At 55.8% G+C, this 21421-nt stretch carries 21 protein-coding genes and 1 tRNA gene; 12 read left to right on the top strand and 10 right to left on the bottom strand.

What is annotated here, in order from left to right; genetic code table 11:
- Nucleotides 1-41: 41 nt before the first annotated feature.
- The 3 genes from H6F75_RS03575 (at nucleotide 42) to H6F75_RS03565 (ending at nucleotide 2737) form a co-directional block, all read left to right on the top strand.
- Nucleotides 42-1004, top strand: a complete 963-nt coding sequence (locus H6F75_RS03575) for an asparaginase (RefSeq protein WP_190749299.1) — start codon at nucleotides 42-44, stop codon at nucleotides 1002-1004.
- Nucleotides 1005-1223: 219 nt separating this feature from the next.
- Nucleotides 1224-1300 (top strand) — tRNA-Met (locus H6F75_RS03570).
- A gap of 117 nt (nucleotides 1301-1417) precedes the next feature.
- Nucleotides 1418-2737: a four-carbon acid sugar kinase family protein gene (locus H6F75_RS03565; protein ID WP_190749297.1), complete on the top strand. Its 1320-nt coding sequence runs from the start codon at nucleotides 1418-1420 to the stop codon at nucleotides 2735-2737.
- Nucleotides 2738-2843: 106 nt separating this feature from the next.
- On the opposite strand, the gene hslO is transcribed toward H6F75_RS03565, so the two are convergent.
- Nucleotides 2844-3755, bottom strand: coding sequence for an Hsp33 family molecular chaperone HslO (gene hslO / locus H6F75_RS03560; protein ID WP_190749295.1), 912 nt, complete (start codon nucleotides 3753-3755; stop codon nucleotides 2844-2846).
- Nucleotides 3756-3930: 175 nt separating this feature from the next.
- Between hslO and H6F75_RS03555 the strand changes: the two genes are divergently transcribed.
- Complete coding sequence (locus tag H6F75_RS03555; protein WP_190749293.1) at nucleotides 3931-4317, top strand: hypothetical protein; 387 nt, start codon at nucleotides 3931-3933, stop codon at nucleotides 4315-4317.
- A gap of 24 nt (nucleotides 4318-4341) precedes the next feature.
- Here the strand turns inward: H6F75_RS03555 and H6F75_RS03550 are convergent, their stop codons facing one another.
- Nucleotides 4342-4815: an NUDIX domain-containing protein gene (locus tag H6F75_RS03550; RefSeq protein ID WP_190749291.1), complete on the bottom strand. Its 474-nt coding sequence runs from the start codon at nucleotides 4813-4815 to the stop codon at nucleotides 4342-4344.
- A gap of 321 nt (nucleotides 4816-5136) precedes the next feature.
- Here H6F75_RS03550 and H6F75_RS03545 point away from each other — a divergent pair, with 321 nt between their 5' ends.
- Complete coding sequence (locus tag H6F75_RS03545; protein ID WP_190749289.1) at nucleotides 5137-5658, top strand: zinc ribbon domain-containing protein; 522 nt, start codon at nucleotides 5137-5139, stop codon at nucleotides 5656-5658.
- Between the two features lie 121 nt (nucleotides 5659-5779).
- On the opposite strand, the gene aqpZ is transcribed toward H6F75_RS03545, so the two are convergent.
- On the bottom strand, nucleotides 5780-6547 hold the full coding sequence (aqpZ, locus tag H6F75_RS03540) for an aquaporin Z (protein WP_190749287.1): 768 nt from the start codon (nucleotides 6545-6547) through the stop codon (nucleotides 5780-5782).
- A 291-nt stretch (nucleotides 6548-6838) separates the two neighbouring features.
- Here aqpZ and glgX point away from each other — a divergent pair, with 291 nt between their 5' ends.
- Nucleotides 6839-8992 carry a glycogen debranching protein GlgX gene (glgX, locus tag H6F75_RS03535; RefSeq protein WP_190749285.1) on the top strand — a complete coding sequence of 718 codons (2154 nt, stop codon included), beginning with the start codon at nucleotides 6839-6841 and terminating at the stop codon, nucleotides 8990-8992.
- Between the two features lie 4 nt (nucleotides 8993-8996).
- Nucleotides 8997-9359: an MGMT family protein gene (locus H6F75_RS03530; protein WP_190749283.1), complete on the top strand. Its 363-nt coding sequence runs from the start codon at nucleotides 8997-8999 to the stop codon at nucleotides 9357-9359.
- Nucleotides 9360-9368: 9 nt separating this feature from the next.
- Here the strand turns inward: H6F75_RS03530 and H6F75_RS03525 are convergent, their stop codons facing one another.
- From H6F75_RS03525 to psbB, 4 genes are all read right to left on the bottom strand, one after another.
- On the bottom strand, nucleotides 9369-10346 hold the full coding sequence (locus H6F75_RS03525; RefSeq protein WP_073607448.1) for a 30S ribosomal protein S1: 978 nt from the start codon (nucleotides 10344-10346) through the stop codon (nucleotides 9369-9371).
- A 229-nt stretch (nucleotides 10347-10575) separates the two neighbouring features.
- On the bottom strand, nucleotides 10576-11091 hold the full coding sequence (nrdR, locus tag H6F75_RS03520) for a transcriptional regulator NrdR (RefSeq protein WP_190749281.1): 516 nt from the start codon (nucleotides 11089-11091) through the stop codon (nucleotides 10576-10578).
- Nucleotides 11092-11302: 211 nt separating this feature from the next.
- Nucleotides 11303-11401: a photosystem II reaction center protein T gene (locus tag H6F75_RS03515; protein ID WP_073607450.1), complete on the bottom strand. Its 99-nt coding sequence runs from the start codon at nucleotides 11399-11401 to the stop codon at nucleotides 11303-11305.
- A 115-nt stretch (nucleotides 11402-11516) separates the two neighbouring features.
- The gene (gene psbB, locus H6F75_RS03510; RefSeq protein WP_073607451.1) at nucleotides 11517-13049 is read right to left on the bottom strand and encodes a photosystem II chlorophyll-binding protein CP47; all 1533 of its coding nucleotides are present in this window, start codon (nucleotides 13047-13049) and stop codon (nucleotides 11517-11519) included.
- Nucleotides 13050-13401: 352 nt separating this feature from the next.
- Between psbB and H6F75_RS03505 the strand changes: the two genes are divergently transcribed.
- The 3 genes from H6F75_RS03505 (at nucleotide 13402) to H6F75_RS03495 (ending at nucleotide 14995) form a co-directional block, all read left to right on the top strand.
- Entirely contained in the window at nucleotides 13402-13737 is a 336-nt protein-coding gene (locus H6F75_RS03505) for a 2Fe-2S iron-sulfur cluster-binding protein (RefSeq protein ID WP_190749279.1), read from the top strand.
- A 203-nt stretch (nucleotides 13738-13940) separates the two neighbouring features.
- Nucleotides 13941-14051 carry a photosystem II reaction center protein PsbM gene (psbM, locus tag H6F75_RS03500; RefSeq protein ID WP_017300174.1) on the top strand — a complete coding sequence of 37 codons (111 nt, stop codon included), beginning with the start codon at nucleotides 13941-13943 and terminating at the stop codon, nucleotides 14049-14051.
- A 167-nt stretch (nucleotides 14052-14218) separates the two neighbouring features.
- On the top strand, nucleotides 14219-14995 hold the full coding sequence (locus tag H6F75_RS03495) for a proteasome-type protease (RefSeq protein WP_190749277.1): 777 nt from the start codon (nucleotides 14219-14221) through the stop codon (nucleotides 14993-14995).
- A 33-nt stretch (nucleotides 14996-15028) separates the two neighbouring features.
- On the opposite strand, the gene H6F75_RS03490 is transcribed toward H6F75_RS03495, so the two are convergent.
- Nucleotides 15029-15826, bottom strand: coding sequence for a 4'-phosphopantetheinyl transferase superfamily protein (locus tag H6F75_RS03490; RefSeq protein WP_190749275.1), 798 nt, complete (start codon nucleotides 15824-15826; stop codon nucleotides 15029-15031).
- Nucleotides 15827-15920: 94 nt separating this feature from the next.
- Here H6F75_RS03490 and H6F75_RS03485 point away from each other — a divergent pair, with 94 nt between their 5' ends.
- Entirely contained in the window at nucleotides 15921-17219 is a 1299-nt protein-coding gene (locus H6F75_RS03485) for an NAD(P)/FAD-dependent oxidoreductase (protein WP_190749273.1), read from the top strand.
- Between the two features lie 183 nt (nucleotides 17220-17402).
- Here the strand turns inward: H6F75_RS03485 and H6F75_RS03480 are convergent, their stop codons facing one another.
- Nucleotides 17403-17978: a TMEM175 family protein gene (locus tag H6F75_RS03480; RefSeq protein WP_190749271.1), complete on the bottom strand. Its 576-nt coding sequence runs from the start codon at nucleotides 17976-17978 to the stop codon at nucleotides 17403-17405.
- 209 nt (nucleotides 17979-18187) lie between these two features.
- On the opposite strand from H6F75_RS03480, the gene H6F75_RS03475 reads away from it, so the two are divergent.
- Complete coding sequence (locus tag H6F75_RS03475; RefSeq protein ID WP_190749269.1) at nucleotides 18188-19675, top strand: NYN domain-containing protein; 1488 nt, start codon at nucleotides 18188-18190, stop codon at nucleotides 19673-19675.
- Nucleotides 19676-19683: 8 nt separating this feature from the next.
- Here the strand turns inward: H6F75_RS03475 and purF are convergent, their stop codons facing one another.
- Nucleotides 19684-21225 carry an amidophosphoribosyltransferase gene (gene purF / locus H6F75_RS03470; protein ID WP_190749267.1) on the bottom strand — a complete coding sequence of 514 codons (1542 nt, stop codon included), beginning with the start codon at nucleotides 21223-21225 and terminating at the stop codon, nucleotides 19684-19686.
- Nucleotides 21226-21421 lie beyond the last annotated feature (196 nt).

Here is a 21421-nt window from a genome sequence, read left to right as displayed (position 1 = left end):
GCCGCTACATCAACGTTGTACACCACCGCAGAGCGTTCCCTATGACCAGCAGTCGGGTTAATCGCCATCAAACCAAAGAGTTAGAAATTCAGCTGCTGCGGGAGGGCATTGTAGAGGCTACCCATCTGGCCCACGTAGCGGTATGCGACGATCGGGGGCGCACCCTATCGGTGGCGGGCAACGGCGAGCTAGGTACCTTTATTCGCTCTGCCTTCAAACCATTTCAGGCCCTGGCGGTGACCGCAGCCGGAGCGCTAGAGCGCTACAGCCTTGGCGATCGCGACCTAGCCATTATGTGCGGCTCTCACCAGGGCACCATCGAGCAGGCGCGTCAGGCCTTTCACATTCTCTGGCAAGCTGATCTCGACCCTACGGCCTTACGCTGTCCTACTCCAGCAGGCAAGAAAAGCCCCCTTGAGCACAACTGCTCAGGCAAGCACGCCGGTATGCTGGCCGTCTGTCAGCAGCGCAACTGGCCCCTAGCAACCTATCTCGATCGCAGCCACCCAGTACAAAAGCTGATCCTGACCCGCATTTCAGAGCTGCTGGGCATGCCTTCTGACGAGTTTATCTGCGCCCATGACGACTGTGGTGCTCCCACCTACTTCATGCAGCTGAGCCAGATGGCTTCCCTGTTTGCCATGCTCTCCTCGGGCAAAAACCTCGACATGGAGCGTATTGTCCGGGCCATGATTAGCCACCCCGACATGGTGGGCGGCCCCGGCAGCTTCGACACCACGCTGATGAATCTTACCCATGGGGCTCTGGTCAGCAAATCGGGGGCCGAAGGCATTCAGTGCATTGGGCGGGTGGGTGAAGGTCTAGGCCTGTCGATCAAGGTAATCGACGGGGCCAAGCGAGCCAAGTACGCCACCGCGATCTTTACCCTGAGGCAACTCGGCTGGATCACTCCCACAGTGGCCGACACCCTAGCCGAAACCTATATGAAAATTGGCGATTTTACCCGGCTCGACGTCGTCGGCGATCTGCCCATGATGTACTAACTATCCGCAGTGATTCTCCTGCGCCCCCAGGACGATGCCTGTTAGAGCCGCTGACCTGTGGAGACAAACGATTCCGCTTGGGGGACAACGCTGTACCGCTATTCGCCCGCTTCAGCCGCCTCGAAGATTCGACATGCAGGCAATTGCTGAAGAAATTTGATTAAAAAAGAAAATTAGATTGTTATCTAAGAACATTTAGCGCTATATTGAATAAGCCGACGCGGGGTAGAGCAGTCTGGTAGCTCGTCGGGCTCATAACCCGAAGGTCCATGGTTCAAATCCATGCCCCGCCACCAAAACAAAAATAGGGTTCCTAGCCATGGCTAGGAACCCTATTTTTTTGGAGCTACCTTGGCCAACGCGTCCTCAATGGGCGATAGTGATTTTTGTTCATCCCGTCGAGGCCGGCACCGATGGCTCAGCCCAAGATCATTGTTTTAGACGACGACCCTACCGGTTCTCAAACGGTGCACAGCTGCCTGCTGCTCATGCAGTGGGACGTAGACACCCTACGTCAGGGGCTGCGCGATGCCTCGCCGATTTTCTTTGTGCTGACCAACACCCGCGCGCTCACCGCCGTCGCCGCTGAGCAGGTGACCCGAGAGGTTTGCCAGCATCTCAAGCAGGCGATCGCCCTTGAAGGCATCGAGGATTTTCTCGTTGTCAGTCGCTCCGACTCGACCCTGCGGGGACACTATCCGGTGGAGACCGATGCGATCGCCCAAGAACTAGGCCCCTTCGATGCCCACTTCTTGGTGCCCGCCTTTTTTGAGGGGGGACGCATTACCCGCGACAGCGTTCATTACCTCATGGTGGATGGCGTCCCCACCCCCGTCCACGAAACCGAGTTTGCTCAAGATTCAGTGTTTGGCTACAGCACCAGCTATCTGCCTGACTACGTTGCCGAAAAAACCTCAGGCCGCATCCCAGCTGCATCCGTAGAACGCTTTACCCTTGAGGATATTCGGACGGGTTCGCTAGAGCGGCTAATGGGGCTAGAGCACAACGTCTGCTGCGCTGTGGATGGTGAAACCCAGACTGACCTGGACCAGTTTGCCCAGGATTTGCTCGCTGCCGCCGCCCAAAGCAAAAAATTTCTCTTTCGCAGTGCTGCCAGCATTCTCACAGCCCTGGCCGCCCTTCCTCCCCAGCCCATCGACGCCAATCACATGCGCACTTACGTGCGCGGTGGTCGCCCTGGAGCCATCATCGTCGGTTCCCACGTGCAAAAAACCACCCAGCAGCTTGAGCAGCTACTACAGGAACCTGGGGTGACTGGCATTGAAGTAGACGTAGCACAGCTCCGAGACGGCAAACCCGGCCATCACAAAGCGGCGCTAGCCGATATTCTTGACCAGGTAAACCAGGCCCACGACGGCGGTCAGGTGCCAGTGGTTTACACCAGCCGCCAGGAACTCACCTTCAATACCGTTCAAGCCCGTCTCGACTTTGGTGTCGAAGTTTCTTCCTTGCTAATGGACGTGGTCAAAGGATTGCCCGACGAGATTGGATTTCTCATCAGCAAAGGCGGCATCACCTCCAACGACACCCTCAGCACTGGGTTAGCGCTGCGTACTGCCCGTCTGCTCGGCCAAATTTTACCCGGCGTCTCTGCTGTGCGCACCCCCGCCGACCACCCCCAGTTTCCCGATCTGCCAGTAGTGCTTTTCCCCGGCAATGTGGGAGATGAGGGGGCGCTGGCCCTGGCCTATCGGCGATTGATGGGTCAATAGGAAAGACGAGAAGATGCTGCGGTAAGGAGCAGCTAAGCCCTGTAGGGATTGATTCAATAACAGAATCCATTCCCTAGCTTCCTCATCTCATCATCTTCCCCAAACCTCAACGACTCGCCTCCTGGCGCTCCTCACGCAGATCTTCGATGAGCTGCGCTAGCTGATCGCTGTTGGTGTGGTAGACCTCATTGCAAAAATGACAGATAGCTTCGGCCCCATCATCGGTCTCAATCATGTCTTGCAGCTCATCTTCGCCCAGCATTTTGAGCGCTCTCAGCATGCGATCGAACGAGCAGGGGCAAGAAAACTGCACCATTTGAGTTTCGGGCAAAATTTCCAGGCCCAGATCGCCCACCAGCTCATCAAAGATCTGCGGCAACGTCTTGTTGGCCCGCAGCAGGGGGGTAAAGCCGGTCAAGCCTGCCAAACGACTTTCAATCAAAGTCACCATTTCGGTATCTTCGGCAGCTCGGGGCAAAATTTGCAGCAGCAGGCCCCCGGCCGCCTCAACCCCATTAGCCCCTACAAATACACCCAGGATCAGGGCCGAGGGGGTTTGCTCAGAGTTCACTAGGTAGTGAGTGAGATCATCGCCAATTTCCCCTGAGACTAGCCCAACAGTGCTGGAGTAGGGGTAGCCATAGCCCATGTCGCGCACGACATAGACATAGCCATTGCGACCTACGGCTCCGCCAACATCAAGCTTGCCCTGGGCATTGGGAGGCAGCTCCACAGCCGGGTTATCCACATAGCCACGGGCAGTACCATCCATACCGGCATCTACCAAAATGCCACCAAGGGGGCCGTCTCCCCGCACGCGAATATTCACCCGGCCCTGGGGTTGTTTCATGCTGGAGGCCAACAGCAGACCCGCCGAAAGGGTACGACCCAGGGCAGCGGTAGCTACGTAGGAGAGGTTGTGGCGCTGCCGGGCCACCTCAGTAAGCTTAGTGGTGATGACGCCTACCACCCGTATACCGCCATCGGCGGCGGTAGCCCGAATCAGTTGATCTACCATGCGCTGCCCTAGTCTTCACTTAATATTGCTTATTAATTATTGTAAGAGGTTTGGTGAGTAGGGGTTTGGAGTGATTTGCCTACCTTCAGGAGAGAGCTTGCTTGCCGCCTCTGTGCCTGCATGCCATCGGGTTTCTTTTGGCATACTGAGAGGTGTTGTTTGCGGACTCTACCCTATGCTAGGCACATTTCAGCACAGCCACCTCCGCATCGAAGTCAATGCCAACCACGAGCATATTCAGGCCAGCTTGGTGCAGCCCAGCCAATTTCGGCGGTGGCTTTGGCCCCAACAGTTTAGCCAGGGGTTGCCTGGCAAAATCCATAGTGGTCTGAGCTTTAACAGTTACCTTGGCCCGGTTGAAATTCACCACGATGTCAAACATGTAAATGACCACAGCCTTTACATGGTGCTATCTGGCGGAATTGATGGCTTCCATGAATGGTACTGGGGTGATCAGTGGGTGCAGTCGCGCCTGGAGGGAGTGTCGGCCCTGCCTTTAAACCTGGGTCAAAGCTTGGTGATGGCGCGACTGCGGCAGTTTTTGCAACAGCCTACCCTTTGAAGTCTGCCAAGCACCCAAAAGCACTCACGCTAAAGGCACCTGTCCCAGCACTCGCACTAGTTCGTCTAAAAACTGGCCTTGGGCTTTGATGATGCGTCTCTTGGCCTCTTCTAGCTCAAACCAAGCGGCTTGGTCTACCTCAGGAAACTCCCGTAGCACGCCAGAGTTGGGTGGCCATTCTAGAACGAAGGTATTGCTGTGTAGATTTGCAGGGTTAAAGTTGCCCTCGAAGGCCCAGGCAAAGACTAGCTTGCCCCCCGCCTGGCGTACCGGCTGTAGGGGGCGAAAGCTGCCAGTCGGAACTTGCCCAGTTTCTTCTAAAAATTCGCGCTTGGCGGCTTCAAAGGTGTCTTCTCCAGGGTCGATTTCGCCTTTGGGAATTGTCCAGGCTTGCCAGCGGCGATTGGCCCAGTAAGGCCCACCTGAGTGCACCAACAGCACCTCTAGGTGGCGATCCTGGGTTCGATACATGAGTAGCCCTGCGCTTTTTTTAGCCATGGCAGCGATCGCGCCATACCCAAGCCCGCCTGGCCAGGCTTGGGCATGTCTTCCTTAAATAATTAGCAGTTACAACCTTAGACAAAGGACTCATTTGACTATCCGATTTTAGCCGGCGGGTCTAAAAACGCTTAGTTTGACCTGTCCTTGGTTTTCCCAAAGCGCCCCAAGGGGAGCCTTGAACCAGCTCTAAACCGAGTCAATAAACCAAAAGGTTTGAAAAAACGGCTAGAGGTCAGGGGCTTGCCCTAGCATACTTATAGCCTAGGTTTAACGAATTCAAACAGCTTTAGGTTATTAGCAGAATTAGCACCGTTAACTATGCCTTACCACTGCGATTTTAGCCCTGGCCAAAAGATATATCTTGATAACCCCGGTTCCATCACTCTCATTACCCTAGTCAGCGCTGGTGTCGGCCAACAGCAGCAGTCAAGCACCCAGGTGCATACGGGCCCCTGGACGGAGACACCTCAAATAGCCAGGGTAAGCAACGGGGTGCTCCTGCGCTGCGTTGCGGCCCAGGGAACGTTTTTTTGGCAGATTCAGGGGATGCAGATTGAAGCCGCACCTACCACAGCCTGGGTTGCCGATCAGGCCACTCCCATGCAGGCGACCGAACTTGCGCCTTCTCCGATCGCCCCAATGCCGCCCATGCCACCTATGGCTCCTATGCAAATGGGCGACATGCAGATGTCGAGCAACCCCATGACCCTGCGTATGGGTAAGATGACCCTCGGCTTGGGCACGCCGGCGGTTAACACCCCAAAATTTTGTACCCAGTGCGGGGCTGCGATCGCCCAGGGCGATCGTTTCTGCGGCAGCTGTGGCCGTCAGCTGCCTTAACCTTTGGACCACAAAAAACTGGGGGAATGCCTCCCCCCAATCTGTGTCCACAATTTCAATGATGGAGTCTAGACCCTAAACCACCAGAGCGAGCTAGCAACTTGGGGTCTGAGGTTTTGCGCTAGACGGCTGGCTTGGCACTTTCAACTTGAACCGCTGGTTCTCTATCAACGGAAAAGAACGTGGCATAGAACCACCCTGCCAGCAGCGCCCCTAAAATAGGCGCCACCCAGAATAGCCACAGCTGGGCAAACAGCGGGCCACCGACAAATAGAGCTGGACCTGTGCTGCGAGCCGGGTTCACAGACGTATTGGTTACTGGAATGCTAATGAGGTGAATTAGCGTCAGCGCCAGGCCAATCGCCACTGGGGCTAAACCTACTGGAGCGCGAAAGTCAGTAGCCCCCAAGATAACCACTAAGAAAAAGAAGGTCATCACCACTTCGCACACAAAGCAAGCCAGTAGGCTAAACCCACCGGGTGAGTGAGCCCCAAATCCGTTAGTAGCCAAAGGATTGCCCACGGAGGGGTCAATGGCAAACCCTGGTTGTCCGGTGGCAATAATGTAGATGATGCCAGCCCCGACAATGCCCCCCAACACCTGAGCCACGATGTAGGGCAGCAGTTCGCTACTGGGAAACCGTCCCCCAGCCCACAGCCCGAAGGATACCGCCGGATTGAGATGACAACCTGAGATATGGCCAATGGCGTAGGCCATGGTTAGCACCGTCAAACCAAACGCCAGCGAAACACCCAAAAAGCCAATGCCTAGGTTAAAGGCACCGCTGCTATCTAAAAACTTACCGGCCAGCACGGCGCTACCACAGCCGCCCAGTACCAACCACAACGTCCCAAAAAATTCAGCTACACAACGCTTTGTGAGAGGCATTGCTTACCACTCCTACCCATGAAGTTTACAAAGCCGATCAGTATTGTTCGACACGGATTGCGATCGACAACCCAATCTCTCCTGGCAACATTACCGTAAGACTATAAAAGTTTGATAAGCCTCAGGAATGCCAAACCCCTCTTGCCATTGCCACGCCCATTCCCGTAGCCTGTTACCCTGGGATAGGCACGATGCATTGGCACGGCGAAGCCTTTTCGATGGGGGCTCCCCAATGGGTCGTCAGCCTCAGCGTCGTTGAACTTAGGATCTTTAAGCAACACAGCACTCACCATGGGAATGCAAGTTTGGCCAGGTCGTCCCCATCCCCTGGGTGCCACTTGGGATGGCACGGGCACCAACTTCGCCCTGTTTTCAGAAAATGCTACAGGGGTCGACCTCTGTCTGTTCGATGCGGCTGATCAGGAAACTCGAATTCCTCTCACTGAGGTCGATAATTACGTATGGCACGGCTATTTGGCCGGGGTGGGGCCTGGGCAGCGCTATGGCTTCCGGGTACAGGGGCTCCACTATCCTAAGGCTGGGCAGCGGTTCAACCCCTATAAGCTGCTCATTGACCCCTACGCTAAGGCAGTAGACGGCGATGTGCAGTTTGACCCTGCTATTTTTTGCTATGACCTAGAGGCGACAAACGATCTCGAAAACCTCGATCTGTCGTTTTCTGAGGTCGATAGCGCCCCGTTTATGCCCAAGGCTGTGGTGATTGATCCCAGCTTCGACTGGGAGGGCGATCGCCCCCTTGATATTCCCTGGCATCGCACTATTATCTACGAGACTCATGTTAAAGGGCTGACCCAGCGCCATCCAGACGTCCCAGAACCGCTACGGGGCACCTACGCCGGGCTGGCTCATCCAGCCATAATTGACCACCTCAGCAGTTTGGGCATTACTGCTGTAGAACTGCTGCCTGTTCACCACTTCCATGCTTATCCAGGGCATCTAGCTAACACAGGGCTGCGCAACTACTGGGGCTACGACTCACTCAGTTATTTGGCTCCCTACGGCGGCTATAGCAGCGCTGGGCAGACGGGTGGCCAGGTCAACGAGTTTAAGCAGATGGTTAAAGCGCTGCATCGGGCCGGCATTGAAGTCATTTTAGATGTGGTCTACAACCACACCGGAGAAGGCAGCCACCTAGGGCCAACCATCAGCCTACGAGGCATCGACAATGCGGCCTACTATCGCCTCGTCGAAGATGCTCCCCGCTACTACATGGACTTCACCGGCTGCGGCAACTCCCTCAACGTACGCCATCCGCAAGTGCTCAAGCTGATTATGGATAGCTTGCGCTATTGGGTGCTAGAGATGCACGTCGATGGCTTTCGTTTTGATCTAGCCTCAGCGCTGGCTCGGGAACTGTACGAAGTAGACAGTCTGGCAGCTTTCTTTGACATCATCCACCAAGATCCGGTGCTGTCCACTATTAAGCTGATCGCCGAACCTTGGGATTTGGGGGAGGGGGGCTATCAGGTGGGCAACTTTCCGCTGCTGTGGTCAGAGTGGAACGGCAAGTACCGCGATTCGATGCGCGACTTCTGGCGTGACCATGACTGCCGCTTGGGCGAGTTTGCCTTTCGGATTACCGGTAGTTCTGACCTGTATAAAGCCAACGGCAAACGTCCCCATGCCAGTATCAACTTCATCACCTGCCACGATGGCTTTACCCTGCAGGATTTGGTGAGCTACAACGAGAAGCATAATCTCGCTAACCACGAAAACAATCGCGACGGCGAGAGCTATAACCGCTCTTGGAACTGCGGAGCAGAGGGCAAAACTGATGACCCAACCATTCTGGCTCTGCGGCATAAGCAGCAGCGCAACCTGTTGGCTACGCTGTTACTCTCCCAGGGGGTTCCCATGCTGCTCGGTGGTGATGAGCTCGGCCGTACTCAGCAGGGCAATAACAATACCTACTGCCAAGATAGCGAGTTGTCATGGTTCGATTGGAACTTGAGCCCCTTAGGACATGACCTGCTGTCGTTTACAAGTAAGCTGATTCAGCTCCGACAAACCCACCCTTCCTTTGCCCGTCGCCACTGGTTTCAGGGACGCGCCATTCATGGTTCTGGGGTTCACGACATCGGTTGGTACAACCCTGACGGCAGCGAAATTACAGCCGACCAGTGGTATGGCGGCTCGGCCAAGGCGATTACGGTATTCCTCAACGGCGAAGAGCTGATGGGCTTTGAGACCCAGGGTCAACGGCTAGAGGATGACAGCTTTTTGCTATTTTTTAATGCCCAAGCCGATTCTCAAGATTTTTGTATTCCACCCCTGCTTAGGCACCAGCCCTGGTCGATGGTGATTGACACTGAAAAGCCTGCTGGCTTCGTGAATGACAAGCAGGTCTACAAACCTGGACAGGCGATCGCCGTAGCCGACTTTTCGCTAGTCGTACTGACCAGCCCCAAACCCACTGCGGGCTAAGGCTATGCTGACCTACGAACGCATCTACGCCGTAGTCCGCCAAATTCCTCGGGGCCAGGTCGCCACCTATGGGCAGGTGGCTGAGCTGGCAGGGCTGGTTGGCAAACCTCGTCTGGTAGGTTACGCCCTTTACCGGGTTGATATGACCACCGACGACGTACCCTGGCAACGGGTAATCAACGCTAAGGGAGAAGTCTCTGAGTCGCCTCTGCGCCACGGCAGCGACTGCATTCAGCGGGCCATGCTGGAGGACGAAGGCATTGAGTTTGACCACCGGGGTCGCGTTGATCTGGGCAAATATAGATGGCGCCCGCCTGATAGTGTCATCGAGCGGGCGCTGGAAGCATTTGGAGAGAGCTTAGACTAGACGAGGGGTTTAGTCTACGGCCACGGCCACTTCCTCTTCTTCATACTGTTCTTCAGGTTCGTCAATTATCTCGCCAGCTTGCTCAGCAGCCTGACGACGCATGGCTTCGCGGTACTTAGCAGCCATTTCCTCAGCCTTGTCGTAGACCAGGTCAGGATTCTTGACCATGTCACCCGGCTCGGGCTCTAGTTGCTTAGTCGAGAGAGAGATTCGGCCTCGCTCAGCATCGAGGTCGATGATCATGACCTTGATTTCGTCGTTGACGTTGAGCACGCTGTGCGGCGTGTCGATGTGGTCGTGGGAAATCTCAGAGATGTGCAGCAAACCGCTAACGCCACCGATATCAATAAAGGCACCGTAGGGTTTGAGGCCGCGCACTGCACCCAGCACTACTTCACCCACCTGAAGACCGTTCATCTTGCGCTCAACCAGAGCACGACGATGACTGAGCACAAGCCGGTTGCGCTCCTCGTCGACTTCCAAGAACTTGAGGGGTAGGTCTTCACCCACCAGATCTTCCTTAGGCTTGCGGGTGCTGATGTGAGAACCGGGGATAAAGCCGCGTAACCCCTCAATGCGCACCAGAGCACCACCTCGGTTGGTAGCAAACACACCGGAACGGACGGTGGCGTCTTCCTGCTGGAGCTGGCGTACCCGCTCCCAGGCGCGCATATACTCAATACGACGAATGGAAAGGGTCAGCTGACCGTCTTCGTTTTCGTCGGTAAGAATAAAGAACTCGCGGGTTTCATTAGAGCGCAACACCTCTTCAGGGTGATCAACCCGGTTGATCGACATCTCCTGAATAGGGAGATAAGCGGCGGTTTTAGCACCGATATCAATCAGGGCGCCCCTGGGCTCAAGGCTAAACACGGTACCAGAAACCGTATCGCCTGGGTTGAAGTGATAGTCGTACTTATCTAAAAGTGCGGCAAAGTCTTCGTGTGTAAACCCGATGTCAGCGTCCTTTACGTCCTGATTGAGCATGCTAGTGTTGTCCTATTATTTCTCCGTAATACTGCGGTTTCCGTGTAGACGTACAAAACAATCAACTCAGATATGTGACAGTCAGCCCCCACGCAACAGCGTGCCGACATAGACAGCCCGATAAACCCACAGGATTAAAATTATAGCTGAATAAGCGGTGTTGTTATCTACACCGACAGGATTGGTTTGAGTTCAAGGTCAAATTCACTGGGACTACTGCTTACAAAGATTAGGCAGAAATCACGTAGGTTGAGGACTGACCGTTTTCCGTACCGCCCCCAGAGCGATCGCCTCGATCACCCTGAAGCTGGCTTAGGGTTTCTGCAAAATCGCGAATGCCTTGAAACTGACGATAGACCGAGGCAAACCGCACAAAGGCTACCTCATTCATGGCCTGGAGCTTGGTCAGCACCATTTCGCCAATCTCAGCGCTGGTCACCTCTCGGCTGGCCCGCTGCTGAAGTTCAGCTTCAATGTCATCGACGATCGCCTCCATTGCTAGGGACGACACGGGAGTTTTTTCGCAGGCCCGCACTATACCCCGCAGCACCTTGGAACGTTCAAACAGCTCTCGATCGGCGCTGCGCTTAATCACCGTAACGGGTACATACTCAATGCGCTCGTAGGTAGTAAATCGACGCTCGCATCGCAAGCATTCCCGGCGCCTGCGAATACTGCGCCCCGCCTCCGCCGATCGCGACTCTAAGACTCGATTGTTCAGATGCTGACAGAACGGGCAATGCATAGACACACTCCCAATGGGAGAAAAAGGACCAGGTCAGAATGCCTTGGGGTCATTGCAACCTGGAAAAAATAAAGGCAAACCTTCCCATGAACGGAAAGGCTTGCCTCTATATTAATTAAATTGTGAGAAAACAATCGAAATGAGTCGAAAGTCCTGTCAGATTTGCGTAAACCTCAAACCATTGTCGAGCTAAGTGACTAAGTGGCTGGGGTTAGTCCTTGGAAATGCGAGGGGGTTCGCGAAAGGCGATCGCAAAAAACAGGGTACCAATGATGCAGGCAAAAATGAAGATGTAAGCGACAGCTTCCATAGTGAAAAAGGCTCCTATCTCAACCGGGTTATCTTTAGTTTACAAGGATTAGATATAACGTGCCCGACGGATGACGTTCTAAAATCAACCGCCGGGCACCTTAGCTCACGGGAAACTAAACCGTTTCTTCTTTACGAGTGGAGGTATCTCCCACCTTCGCGAAGAAGCCCCATTCCACCTGCTCGGGAGACAGGTCGGGGTCTACACCCGCAAACACATCGCGGAACAGAGTACGAGACCCGTGCCAGATGTGACCAAAGAAGAACAGCAGCGCAAACACAGCGTGACCGTAGGTAAACCAACCGCGAGTGCTGGTGCGGAATACCCCGTCAGAGCCGAGGGTTTCGCGATCGAACTCGAAGGGTTCACCCAGCTGCGCCTTGCGGGCGTAGCGCTTCACTAGGGCTGGCTCAGTGATCGTTTGACCACCTAGCTCACCACCATAGAAGGTAGCGGTGACACCAGTCTGCTCGAAGCTGTACTTAGATTCAGCGCGACGGAAGGGAATGTCAGCCCGAACGACGCCATCTTTGTCGACCAACACCACGGGGAAGGTCTCAAAGAAGTTAGGCAGGCGGCGGACAAACAGCTCACGGCCTTCCTTGTCTTTGAAGACAGGGTGACCCAGCCAACCCTCAGCGATACCATCGCCCTGGACCATGGGGCCAACCCGGAACAAACCACCCTTAGCAGGGCTGTTGCCGACGTAGTCGTAGAAGGCCAGTTTCTCAGGAATACTGGCGTAGGCCTCATCCAGGGATGACCCGGCGTTGACGTCGGCCTGAACCCGTCGCTGAATTTCCTGCTTGAAGTAGTCGCCATCCCACTGGTAGCGGGTGGGGCCAAACAGTTCGATGGGAGTAGCAGCACTGCCGTACCACATGGTGCCTGCCACCACAAAGGCGGCAAAGAACACCGCTGCAATACTGCTGGATAGCACCGTTTCGATGTTACCCATACGCAGAGCCTTGTAGAGGCGCTGGGGCGGGCGCACCGTGAGGTGGAACAGGCCAGCGATAATGCCCACAATTCCGGCGGCGATGTGGTGAGCCACAATACCACCAGGGTTAAAGGGGTTAAAGCCTGCGGAACCCCATTCGGGAGCAACTCCCTGCACGTGACCGGTGAGACCGTAGGGGTCAGATACCCACATACCAGGTCCCCAGAGACCGGTCAGGTGGAAGGCCCCAAAGCCAAAGCAGAGAAGCCCCGACAGGAACAGGTGAATACCAAACATTTTGGGCAGATCCAGCGCCGGTTCCCCGGTGCGAGGATCGCGGAACAGATCTAGATCCCAATAGACCCAGTGCCAGCAGGCAGCCAAAAATAGCAGGCCTGACAGGACGATGTGAGCCGCAGCCACACCTTCAAAGGACCAGAAGCCAGGGTTGACGGCAGATGCGCCGGTCACACTCCAGCCGCCCCACGACTGGGTTACGCCCAGACGAGACATGAAGGGTAGGACAAACATGCCCTGCCGCCACATGGGGTTGAGCACGGGGTCACTGGGGTCAAAGGTGGACAGTTCAAAGAGAGCCATCGAGCCGGCCCAGCCAGCTACCAGGGCCGTATGCATTAGGTGTACAGCAATCAGTCGCCCGGGATCGTTAACGACGACCGTGTGTACCCGGTACCAGGGTAGTCCCATTGACTACGCTCCTCCTCTAGGTAAAACAATGTTGTTTTGGGAATTGTCTTAAGCATGCCAGTACTGATTAGCCTATCAGAATCAGGCTCTCAGTACTGCTCCAATTGCCCCGTCATCCCGCCATTGCCTGAGGGGGCGATGTCATTGTTGGATGCGGAACCATTTGGTACAGATGAGATGTAACAATGAAATTACTTAACGAAGTGTAACCAGTCCCAAATTCCCTCGCAACCAGCTTGAGCCTTGGCTGGGGGCGATCGCTCAGGGTTGTGGCCTAAGAACACCTCGGTCTAGCGGCCAAAGGCTTGATTTACCGCTGCTAACGACGCAGAACGCTAAGGAGATTCCCTTGATGGCTAATGTTAAGTTTGTTAACGAAGGCACTGAGATTGTCGTTGCCGACGGGGCCAACCTGCGTTTTAAGGCCTTAGAAAACCGCATTGATATCTATACCTTTAGCGGCAAGCTGATGAACTGCGGTGGCTACGGCCAGTGCGGCACCTGCGTTGTCGATGTAGTGGCGGGTGGCGAGAACCTTTCACCCCGCACTCAGGTAGAAGAGCGCAAACTAAAGAAGTGGCCTGCGAGCTGTCGATTGGCTTGCCAGGCCATGGTGAATGGGCCGGTTTCGGTGGCCACAAAGCCCGATCGCAAGGCCCTGGCTCAGGCTAAAGCCAAGAGCGCCTAGCTTTGATCGTCTGGCATCGGCTCAGGGGCTTTGGCGCCTCGCTGCATTCTCACAAGTAGAGTGATATTCTGAAGTTGTCGGGTTTTTAAGCGCAGCAAGTCTTTGGTGAGTTGAGCTAAAGCAGGTTTGACAAGGGTAGAGACGGCTAGCGCTGGAAGCTCGATGCGACGTTGTTGGGTTGAGAGTAGTAGAGGCAAGCACTGATGGAAGTCAATAAGCTTGGTTTTGTAGCCAGCATTCTCTTTGTTCTGGTACCGACGGTTTTTCTGCTAATTCTGTACATTCAGACCTCTAGCAAACAAACGGGATCGTAAGATCGCGGGTTGGGGCTGTTGCACCGGCTAGAGGGGCAGCAGGTCGGGCTATGGGAATTAGGTGTATTCTTAGGGCGCTGGATTAACCGGCGCTTTTTTGCGGTCTATGGGTTGCGGTAGCCTGCTCCATGAACCGTGGGTCGGCCATGGCGTACCGTTGGGAACCAATGACGTACTGTTTAGGCATTTTGGTGAAGGAGGGGTTGGTGCTGGCCGCCGACTCCAGAACCAATGCTGGGGTTGACTACATTTCGTCGTACCGCAAGCTGTTTGATTTCTCTAAGCCGGGCGATCGCGTCCTTTTGCTGTGCACCTCGGGCAACCTGTCGATTACCCAGGCGGTGGTGCATCAGCTGGGTCAAGATATTAAGCGCGATCGCGAGCACAACCTGCACAACCTGCACAGTCTCTACGACGTGGCCCGCTACTTGGGGGATCAAATTCGTGCCCTGCAAGAGACCGATCGCGCCTGGCTAGCTCAAGACAAGATTGACTTTAAGTGCAGCTTTCTGCTGGGCGGTCAGGTACAGGGCGAAGCGCCAGAGCTGTTTTTAATCTACAGCCAAGGCAACTGCATTAAGGCCACCCCTGAGACACCGTTTTTGCAGATTGGCGAAACCAAGTACGGCAAGCCCATCCTCGATCGCACCCTGGGGTTTGACGTGCCCCTCGATGCAGTGGCCAAGTGCGCGCTGCTGTCAATTGACTCGACAATGCGATCGAACCTGTCGGTGGGGCCACCGATTCATATGGCCATGTACCAGACCAACAGCTTTGAGATCCGCCACCGAGCTCAGTTTCAAGCGGGAGATCCCTATTTGATCAAAATGCGCAAGCATTGGGAGGTTGCCCTGAGAGAAGCTTCAACCAGCATGCCGGATATCTCTTGGAACCAGGACGATACCCTCTCGCCTCTGGGAATTCCCGACCTAGGCAATAGCTAGAGATTTTGGCGAACGCCTCGGCAGTAGTTGGGCTCACCGACTGAGCTGAGGGCCAGTGGGTGAGCAGTCGGCTAACAGGGCGGCAGGGGTCGTCTGCCAAAAGCGCAGCCGCTCCGGCTCTAGCAGAGCAGCCTGCACGGCGATCGCGCCCATATAGCCTGGCTGGTACCACTGATAGAGCTGTCCTGGATGGTCTAACCCCGGTGCCGTCGCCACTTTCACCGATGTCGGCCCTGAGGTCAGTGGAACCTCTAGGCGCAACTCTAGGGCCTGCATAGAATCGGCTATGCCAATGCCTAAGGATTTCAGGCAGGCTTCTTTACCCGTCCAGTAGCGCAAAAAATGATGGTCGGCCTGGGGATGCGGCAGAGCCAGCACGGTTTCAGCCTCAGCGGCTGTGAGATAGCGACGACACAGACCCGGCAGACATGTCACCGGACGCAGGGCTTCGATATCCACACCGATCGCCCTGACGTCAGCGGCGGTGCTGATGGCCACCAGCAGCCGCTGCCCACTGTGGGATAGGTTGAATTTTGGCATCGCGCCAGCGCTACTAGTAGCGGGGCTGAGTTCTGGCTTGCCCTTGGGCCCGTAGACAAAGGTGAGCGCGGCGGGAGCTTGACCGGTGTAGCGGCTTAGCAGGTGGCGCAGGCAGCCTCGACTGGCCAGAAACTTACCCTGGACGGCGGGCCGGCGAATGCGCTGCAGCTGGGCTTGTTCCGCAGGCGACAAACAGGCTTTGAGGACCTGCTGGGTAGTCGTCTCAAAGTCGGTAGAGAGTAGCCAGAGGTCGATAGCGGGTGAAGTACAGCCCTGGCGAAACTCAGACATAGAGTAGGGATAGGGGGTGAGAGCAGCAAGGGCAACCTAGCGCTATTGTGCAGTAAGCTGGGCACCCTTGGCACAGCCCCCCGGTTCACTTGCTATGCCATCAAAGCCATTTACTGCTGCCTCAGATGACCCCGCTGCTCCTGGATCATCTGCCCCTGGCCAAGCTGGGGCAGTAAAAGTTTGCATTTTGGGGGGCGGATTTGGGGGGCTGTATTGCGCCCTATCTCTGCACCAGCGATCGCGGCGATCGCCTCGCCCCATTCACATCACCCTAGTCGAGCCGCGCGATCACTTCAACTTTACCCCCCTGCTCTACGAACTGCTCACCCAGGAACTCGCCCCTTGGGAAATCGCCCCCGCCTACCGAGAGTTGCTCCAGCACACCGCCATCGACCTGCGCCAGAACTGGGCCGAGCACATTGACCTAGCTCAGCAACGCGTCATCCTACGCCACGGAGCACCCCTCACCTACGATTACCTGGTGGTGGCGCTAGGTAGCCAAATGCGGCCCCCCGCTACCCCCGGCAGCCAGATCCATAGCCTGCCCTTTAACACCCTGAAGGATGCCGAACAGCTAGAGCGGCGGTTAAACGCCCTCGAACAATCGCCCCATGTCCGGGTGGTGGTGGCCGGAGCTGGCCCCAGCGGCGTAGAGCTGGCCTGCAAGCTAAGCGATCGCCTCGGTAGCCGGGGTCAGGTCGCCTTGGTCGATCGCCGGGGCGAAATTTTGCGATCCTATCCGCAACGCATCCAGCGGGCGGCGGCGCGAGCTTTGGCGAAACGGGGGGTAGAGGTCTATCTAAATGCTGCGATCGAGGCGGTAGACGCCAGCGGGTTGACCTTTGGCCACGAGGGCAAAACCCGCCACTGCCAGGCCAACATTACCCTGTGGACGGTCGGCACAGTGCCTCATGCTTGGCTAGGGGATGACCTCAAGCCAACCGCGTTTGGCCAGTGCCAGGTGCTGCCTACCCTACAGTTGCCCGACTACAACAATGTTTTTGTGCTGGGGGACATGGCTGCCATGCCTGCTCCTGGGCACAGTTCGCAGAGCGTAAAGCCTACGGCATCTCAGAAACGGGAACCGATTCAGCATGAGTATCCATTTCGGAATCGAGCCCCCACTACAGCCCAGGCCGCCTACCAGGCTGGGCCTGCGGTCGCCTCTAATGTACTGGCGCTAATCGCCAATCGTTCTCTTAAACCCTTTCGCTACAACCATCTGGGCGACATGCTTACCCTGGGTCAGGGGGAGGCTGTGGTCTGCGGGTTTGGACTATGCATCACCGGACGTTTGGGTGGCTGGTCGCGCCGCTGGGCCTACTGGCTGCGGCTGCCCACCTCCGCCCATCGCTGGCGAGTGCTCAAACACTGGCTGGGCTTAAAGCCCTAGCGATCGCTCCTGACGACCTAAGTATGGCGTAGGCTATAGTTTGTAGGGCAATTTGGTCGAAGCAGACGATGAACCGGTAACCGATGAGGATGTGAAGGGGTTTGGTTCCATGCTTTAGATCAAGTTTTTTCCCGGCACGATGGCAACATTCCAAATGACATCTGCAAAAGCGAGAACATTTGCTTAGGACGTTAGGGCGCGTTCAATGCGGCGATCAGGGATGAGCCACATCACGGCGACGAAGACGTACAGCCCTAGAGATAGCCAGGAATTCAAGAAGGCGAGAGGGATGGCGATCGCATAAATTACGACCGAAATCTTGCCCTTCCAGTCGCGCCCTACCGCAGTCGCCAGGGCCGAATCTCGGCCTTCATAAGCAATCAGCGTTCGACAGAGGATGTAGTAGGCGATCGCTGCCGCCATTAGCACCCCACCATAAAACGCCACTGGCAGTGCTGCAAAGTGGTTCTCCCCCGTCCACCCAGTAACGAAGGGAATTAGCGACAGCCAAAACAGCAGGTGCAGGTTAGCCCACAGCACATTGCCATTCACCTGGCGCACCGCCTGCAGTAGGTGATGGTGGTTGTTCCAGTAGATACCGATATAGACAAAGCTCAGTACGTAGCTCAAAAACACCGGAATCAGCGGCTGCAGCGCCGTAAGCTCAGCCTCATGGGGTATCTTCAGCTCTAGCACCATAATTGTGATGATGATAGCGAGCACGCCGTCGCTGAAGGCTTCTACTCTGCCCTTGCCCATGGTGTCAACGCTCCATTGCGCCGGTATAGCGATCGTTTACTACAGCAAACTGCTGAGACATGCTGAAGTTTACCTTGCCTAGGCCAGCGGCGGGGTGTAGCGATCGCAATAGGGGTAACCTAAACCGGAGAAACTGCCGTTGCTATGCTTCGAGAAAAGCTGAATTTTTCATCGTGTAGACTAAGCCATTAACCGTCTAGGCCCTTGGTATGACTCGCTCCCCTGAGCCGCCTACCCCAGAGCACTGGGAGAAGATTGCTCGCTTTCTGCATACCGTACTGCTGAAAACGCAGCAGCAGCGGGTTGATCTGCTCACGGAGGCCGGTAGCACTTGGTTGCAGGCGACCTCTGCGGAGTCGCAGATCAATAGGCTGACGGCAATGCTTGAGCAACAACCTGCCCTGCCAGCACTGACCGTCGAGCGTATTTTAGCCAAGCTGTTTATACCAGCCTTCCAGGGATCTAAACCCTACGATCAGATTTTGCAGCGGGTGCAGCAGTTAGCGATCGCAGCCGCCGCCAGCGCTCCTAGCCCTGAGCCACCCCCAAGGCAGCAAACCCAGGACGGGCCCCCCAACCTTTCCTGGGTCGGGCTTTTGCTGGTGGATGCCGAAAACATGAATCCGCCCGAGGCGTTGGAGGCGTTTCTGCAAACCGTAGGTCAGTACCCCATCCGGCACCGTCTGGCCTTCGGCAACTGGCGCAAGCTGGGTCGGCGAGACCAGGTGCTCTACCAGCGGGGATACCAAATGGTGCATGTGCCTTCAGGCAAAAATAGCGCCGACATCAAAATGTCCCTAGACGCCTCATTGATTTCCCTCTGGAACCCGTCAATTCGTGAGGTATTTATTTGCTCCACCGACTCAGACATGCTGCATTTGGGCCATACGCTGCTGCATCTCGGAGTGACGCCCTACCGCGTCAGTCGCCGCCACAACCGGTTTTCGATTTTCAATGTTGCCCAGCAGACGGCTCAAGTGTTTCACCTTTCTCAGGAGAGCCAGTCCATCGATCAACCTCAACCTCCAACACCAAACGCTGTGTCAGTAGAGCGCCAGGCTGTGGTGCCCTCCGATGTAGTTGAAGTGCCTTCCCTTGGCCAAATGAAATGGTGGCTCAAGGTTTTGATCATGCAGGAGCAGCAGGCCAAGCCAGGGGAGCCAATTACCCTTGGTCGATTGGGTCATCTGTTTCGCGATCGGAACCACATCTCAGCCAGTGAAGCGCTCAAAGCCAATTCTGGCTATAGAACCCTGAGACATTTCCTTGAAGACCACGACGGCTTCGAGCTGTCGCGATCGCCAGATGGTCAGCACATCGTCGTGACCCTAGCAACACCGGCCAAAGAAAAAACTTCACCTCTAGAGCCCGCAGTCGCGATCGCCGCCTCGCCCGAGAAGGCTGAGGGAGCAGCGGGGACGGTAGCACTAGCACCACCGCCTATCACCGATGCTCATAGCCTAGAGCAGGCACTGATTACCCTTCTATGGCGTCTATCCTCGGGTCAGACAGATAGCCAAATTCAGCTCTCAGTGCTGGCGACCTACTTTGCCCACATTTATCAAGAACCCATGAGCGCCGTGCTAAAACGCATCGGCGAGCCCAAGGGTCTGCCAAAATTTTTGGCCAAATGCCGTTCTTTGAAAGTGCAACAGCAGGGCCAAGACTGGCGGATAACCTTGGCCTGCGTCAGCTAGGGCAACCCCTAAGTCGCCACCGGCTCTTTGGCCTCAAACTTGAGCTTGGCCCGCTTAAAGGGTTCAGGAATTTCTACTGGATAGTTGCCCGTAAAGCAGGCGGAGCAGAAGCTGCCTGGCTCCTGGTTCGTCGCGGCCAGCATGCCCTCCCAGCTCAGATAGGCCAGGGAATCGACATTAATTTGGTCGGCAATTTCTTCTAGAGACTTCGTAGCCGCGATCAGCTGATCTTGGTTGTCGGTGTCAATGCCATAAAAACAGGGGTGGGTGACCGGTGGCGACGAAATCCGCATGTGCACCTCGGTCGCCCCTGCATCGCGCAATGCCTGCACAATCTTACGGCTGGTAGTACCTCGCACAATCGAGTCATCCACGATCAAAATTCGCTTGCCCTCCAGCACATCCTTAAGGGGGTTCAGCTTCATGCGAATGCCCACCTCTCGCATCGACTGGGTGGGCTGAATAAAGGTGCGCCCCACGTAGCGATTCTTGATCAGCCCCTCCGCGTAGGGAATTTGGGACTGCTGCGAAAAGCCGATCGCCGCTGGCACCCCAGAGTCGGGTACTGCCATAATCAAATCGACATCGGCGGGGGCTTCCTTGGCTAGCTGATGGCCCAAGCGGCGGCGGTAGCTGTAGAGGCTTTCGCCGTTGACAATGCTATCAGGTCGAGAAAAGTAAATCATCTCAAACACGCAGAGCTTGCGTTGGGTCGCCTCTGCCCACTGGCGAGAAATAATTCCCTCGGGGGTAATCCACACCAGCTCACCTGGCTCAATATCGCGGACGTAGGTTGCTCCAATGATGTCAAGGGCACAGGTTTCCGAAGCCAGCACATAGTGAGCCGGTTGCCCCACTTCAGGAATGTCATTACCCAATACCCCCAGCACCAGGGGCCGAATACCCTGCTGGTCGCGGGCACCCAAAATTCCATTAGGTGTACCGATTACTAGGCTAAAGGCCCCATAACAACGGTTAAAGGCCTGCTCAGCGGCGTGGACCCAGTCGGCCCCGTCGTTGACGGCCTCGGCTAAGGCAAAGGCGATCATTTCTGAATCGGTGGTAGTCACCAAGTCATGGTGGCGGTCTAACAGTTCTTCACGCAGATCAGCCGCGTTGACCAAATTGCCGTTGTGGGCCAGGGCCAGATCCCCCAGGCGGGTGGGCACTACAGCGGGCTGGGCATTGCACACATGACTGGAGCCAGTGGTGGAGTAGCGGGTGTGACCGACGGCAATGTGGCCAGTGAGATCTTTGAGAATTTGGTCATCAAACACCTGGGACACCAAGCCCATGTGCTTGTAGCAGTTGCTACCCGATGCGTTGAAGGTGGCAATGCCCGCCGACTCTTGGCCTCGGTGTTGTAGGGCAAATAGACCAAAGTAGGCTAGCCGAGCTACCTCTTCGTCGGGAGCATAAAGCCCGAAGATGCCACAGGCCTCTTCGGGCTTATCGGGACGTTCGAGCAGCGACTCGGAACGAGTATCCGCAACATGATCCTGAGGGGAATCGTAGGACTCGTCTAGGAAAGATTTAGAAGGGAACGTCATTGGTGGTGCAGGGTGGCTTAAGAACGCAATTGGCAAAGGAGCAAGACTTCTCAACACATTCGGCTGCCGCATTTTGCCCTCAATGCGAGCCCAGCTTCATCATAGGGTCAGGAATTTCGAAGTGGTATTAGAAACTACCGAACTCCCCTAACCTATTTAATAGTTCCTTAACATACGCCCGATCATAACACCTGCC

The organism is Nodosilinea sp. FACHB-131 (genome assembly GCF_014695395.1).
Taxonomy (GTDB): Bacteria; Cyanobacteriota; Cyanobacteriia; order Phormidesmidales; family Phormidesmidaceae; genus Nodosilinea.
Note: the sequence above shows the minus strand (reverse complement) of the source record. Positions and strands in the feature narration are given on the sequence as shown.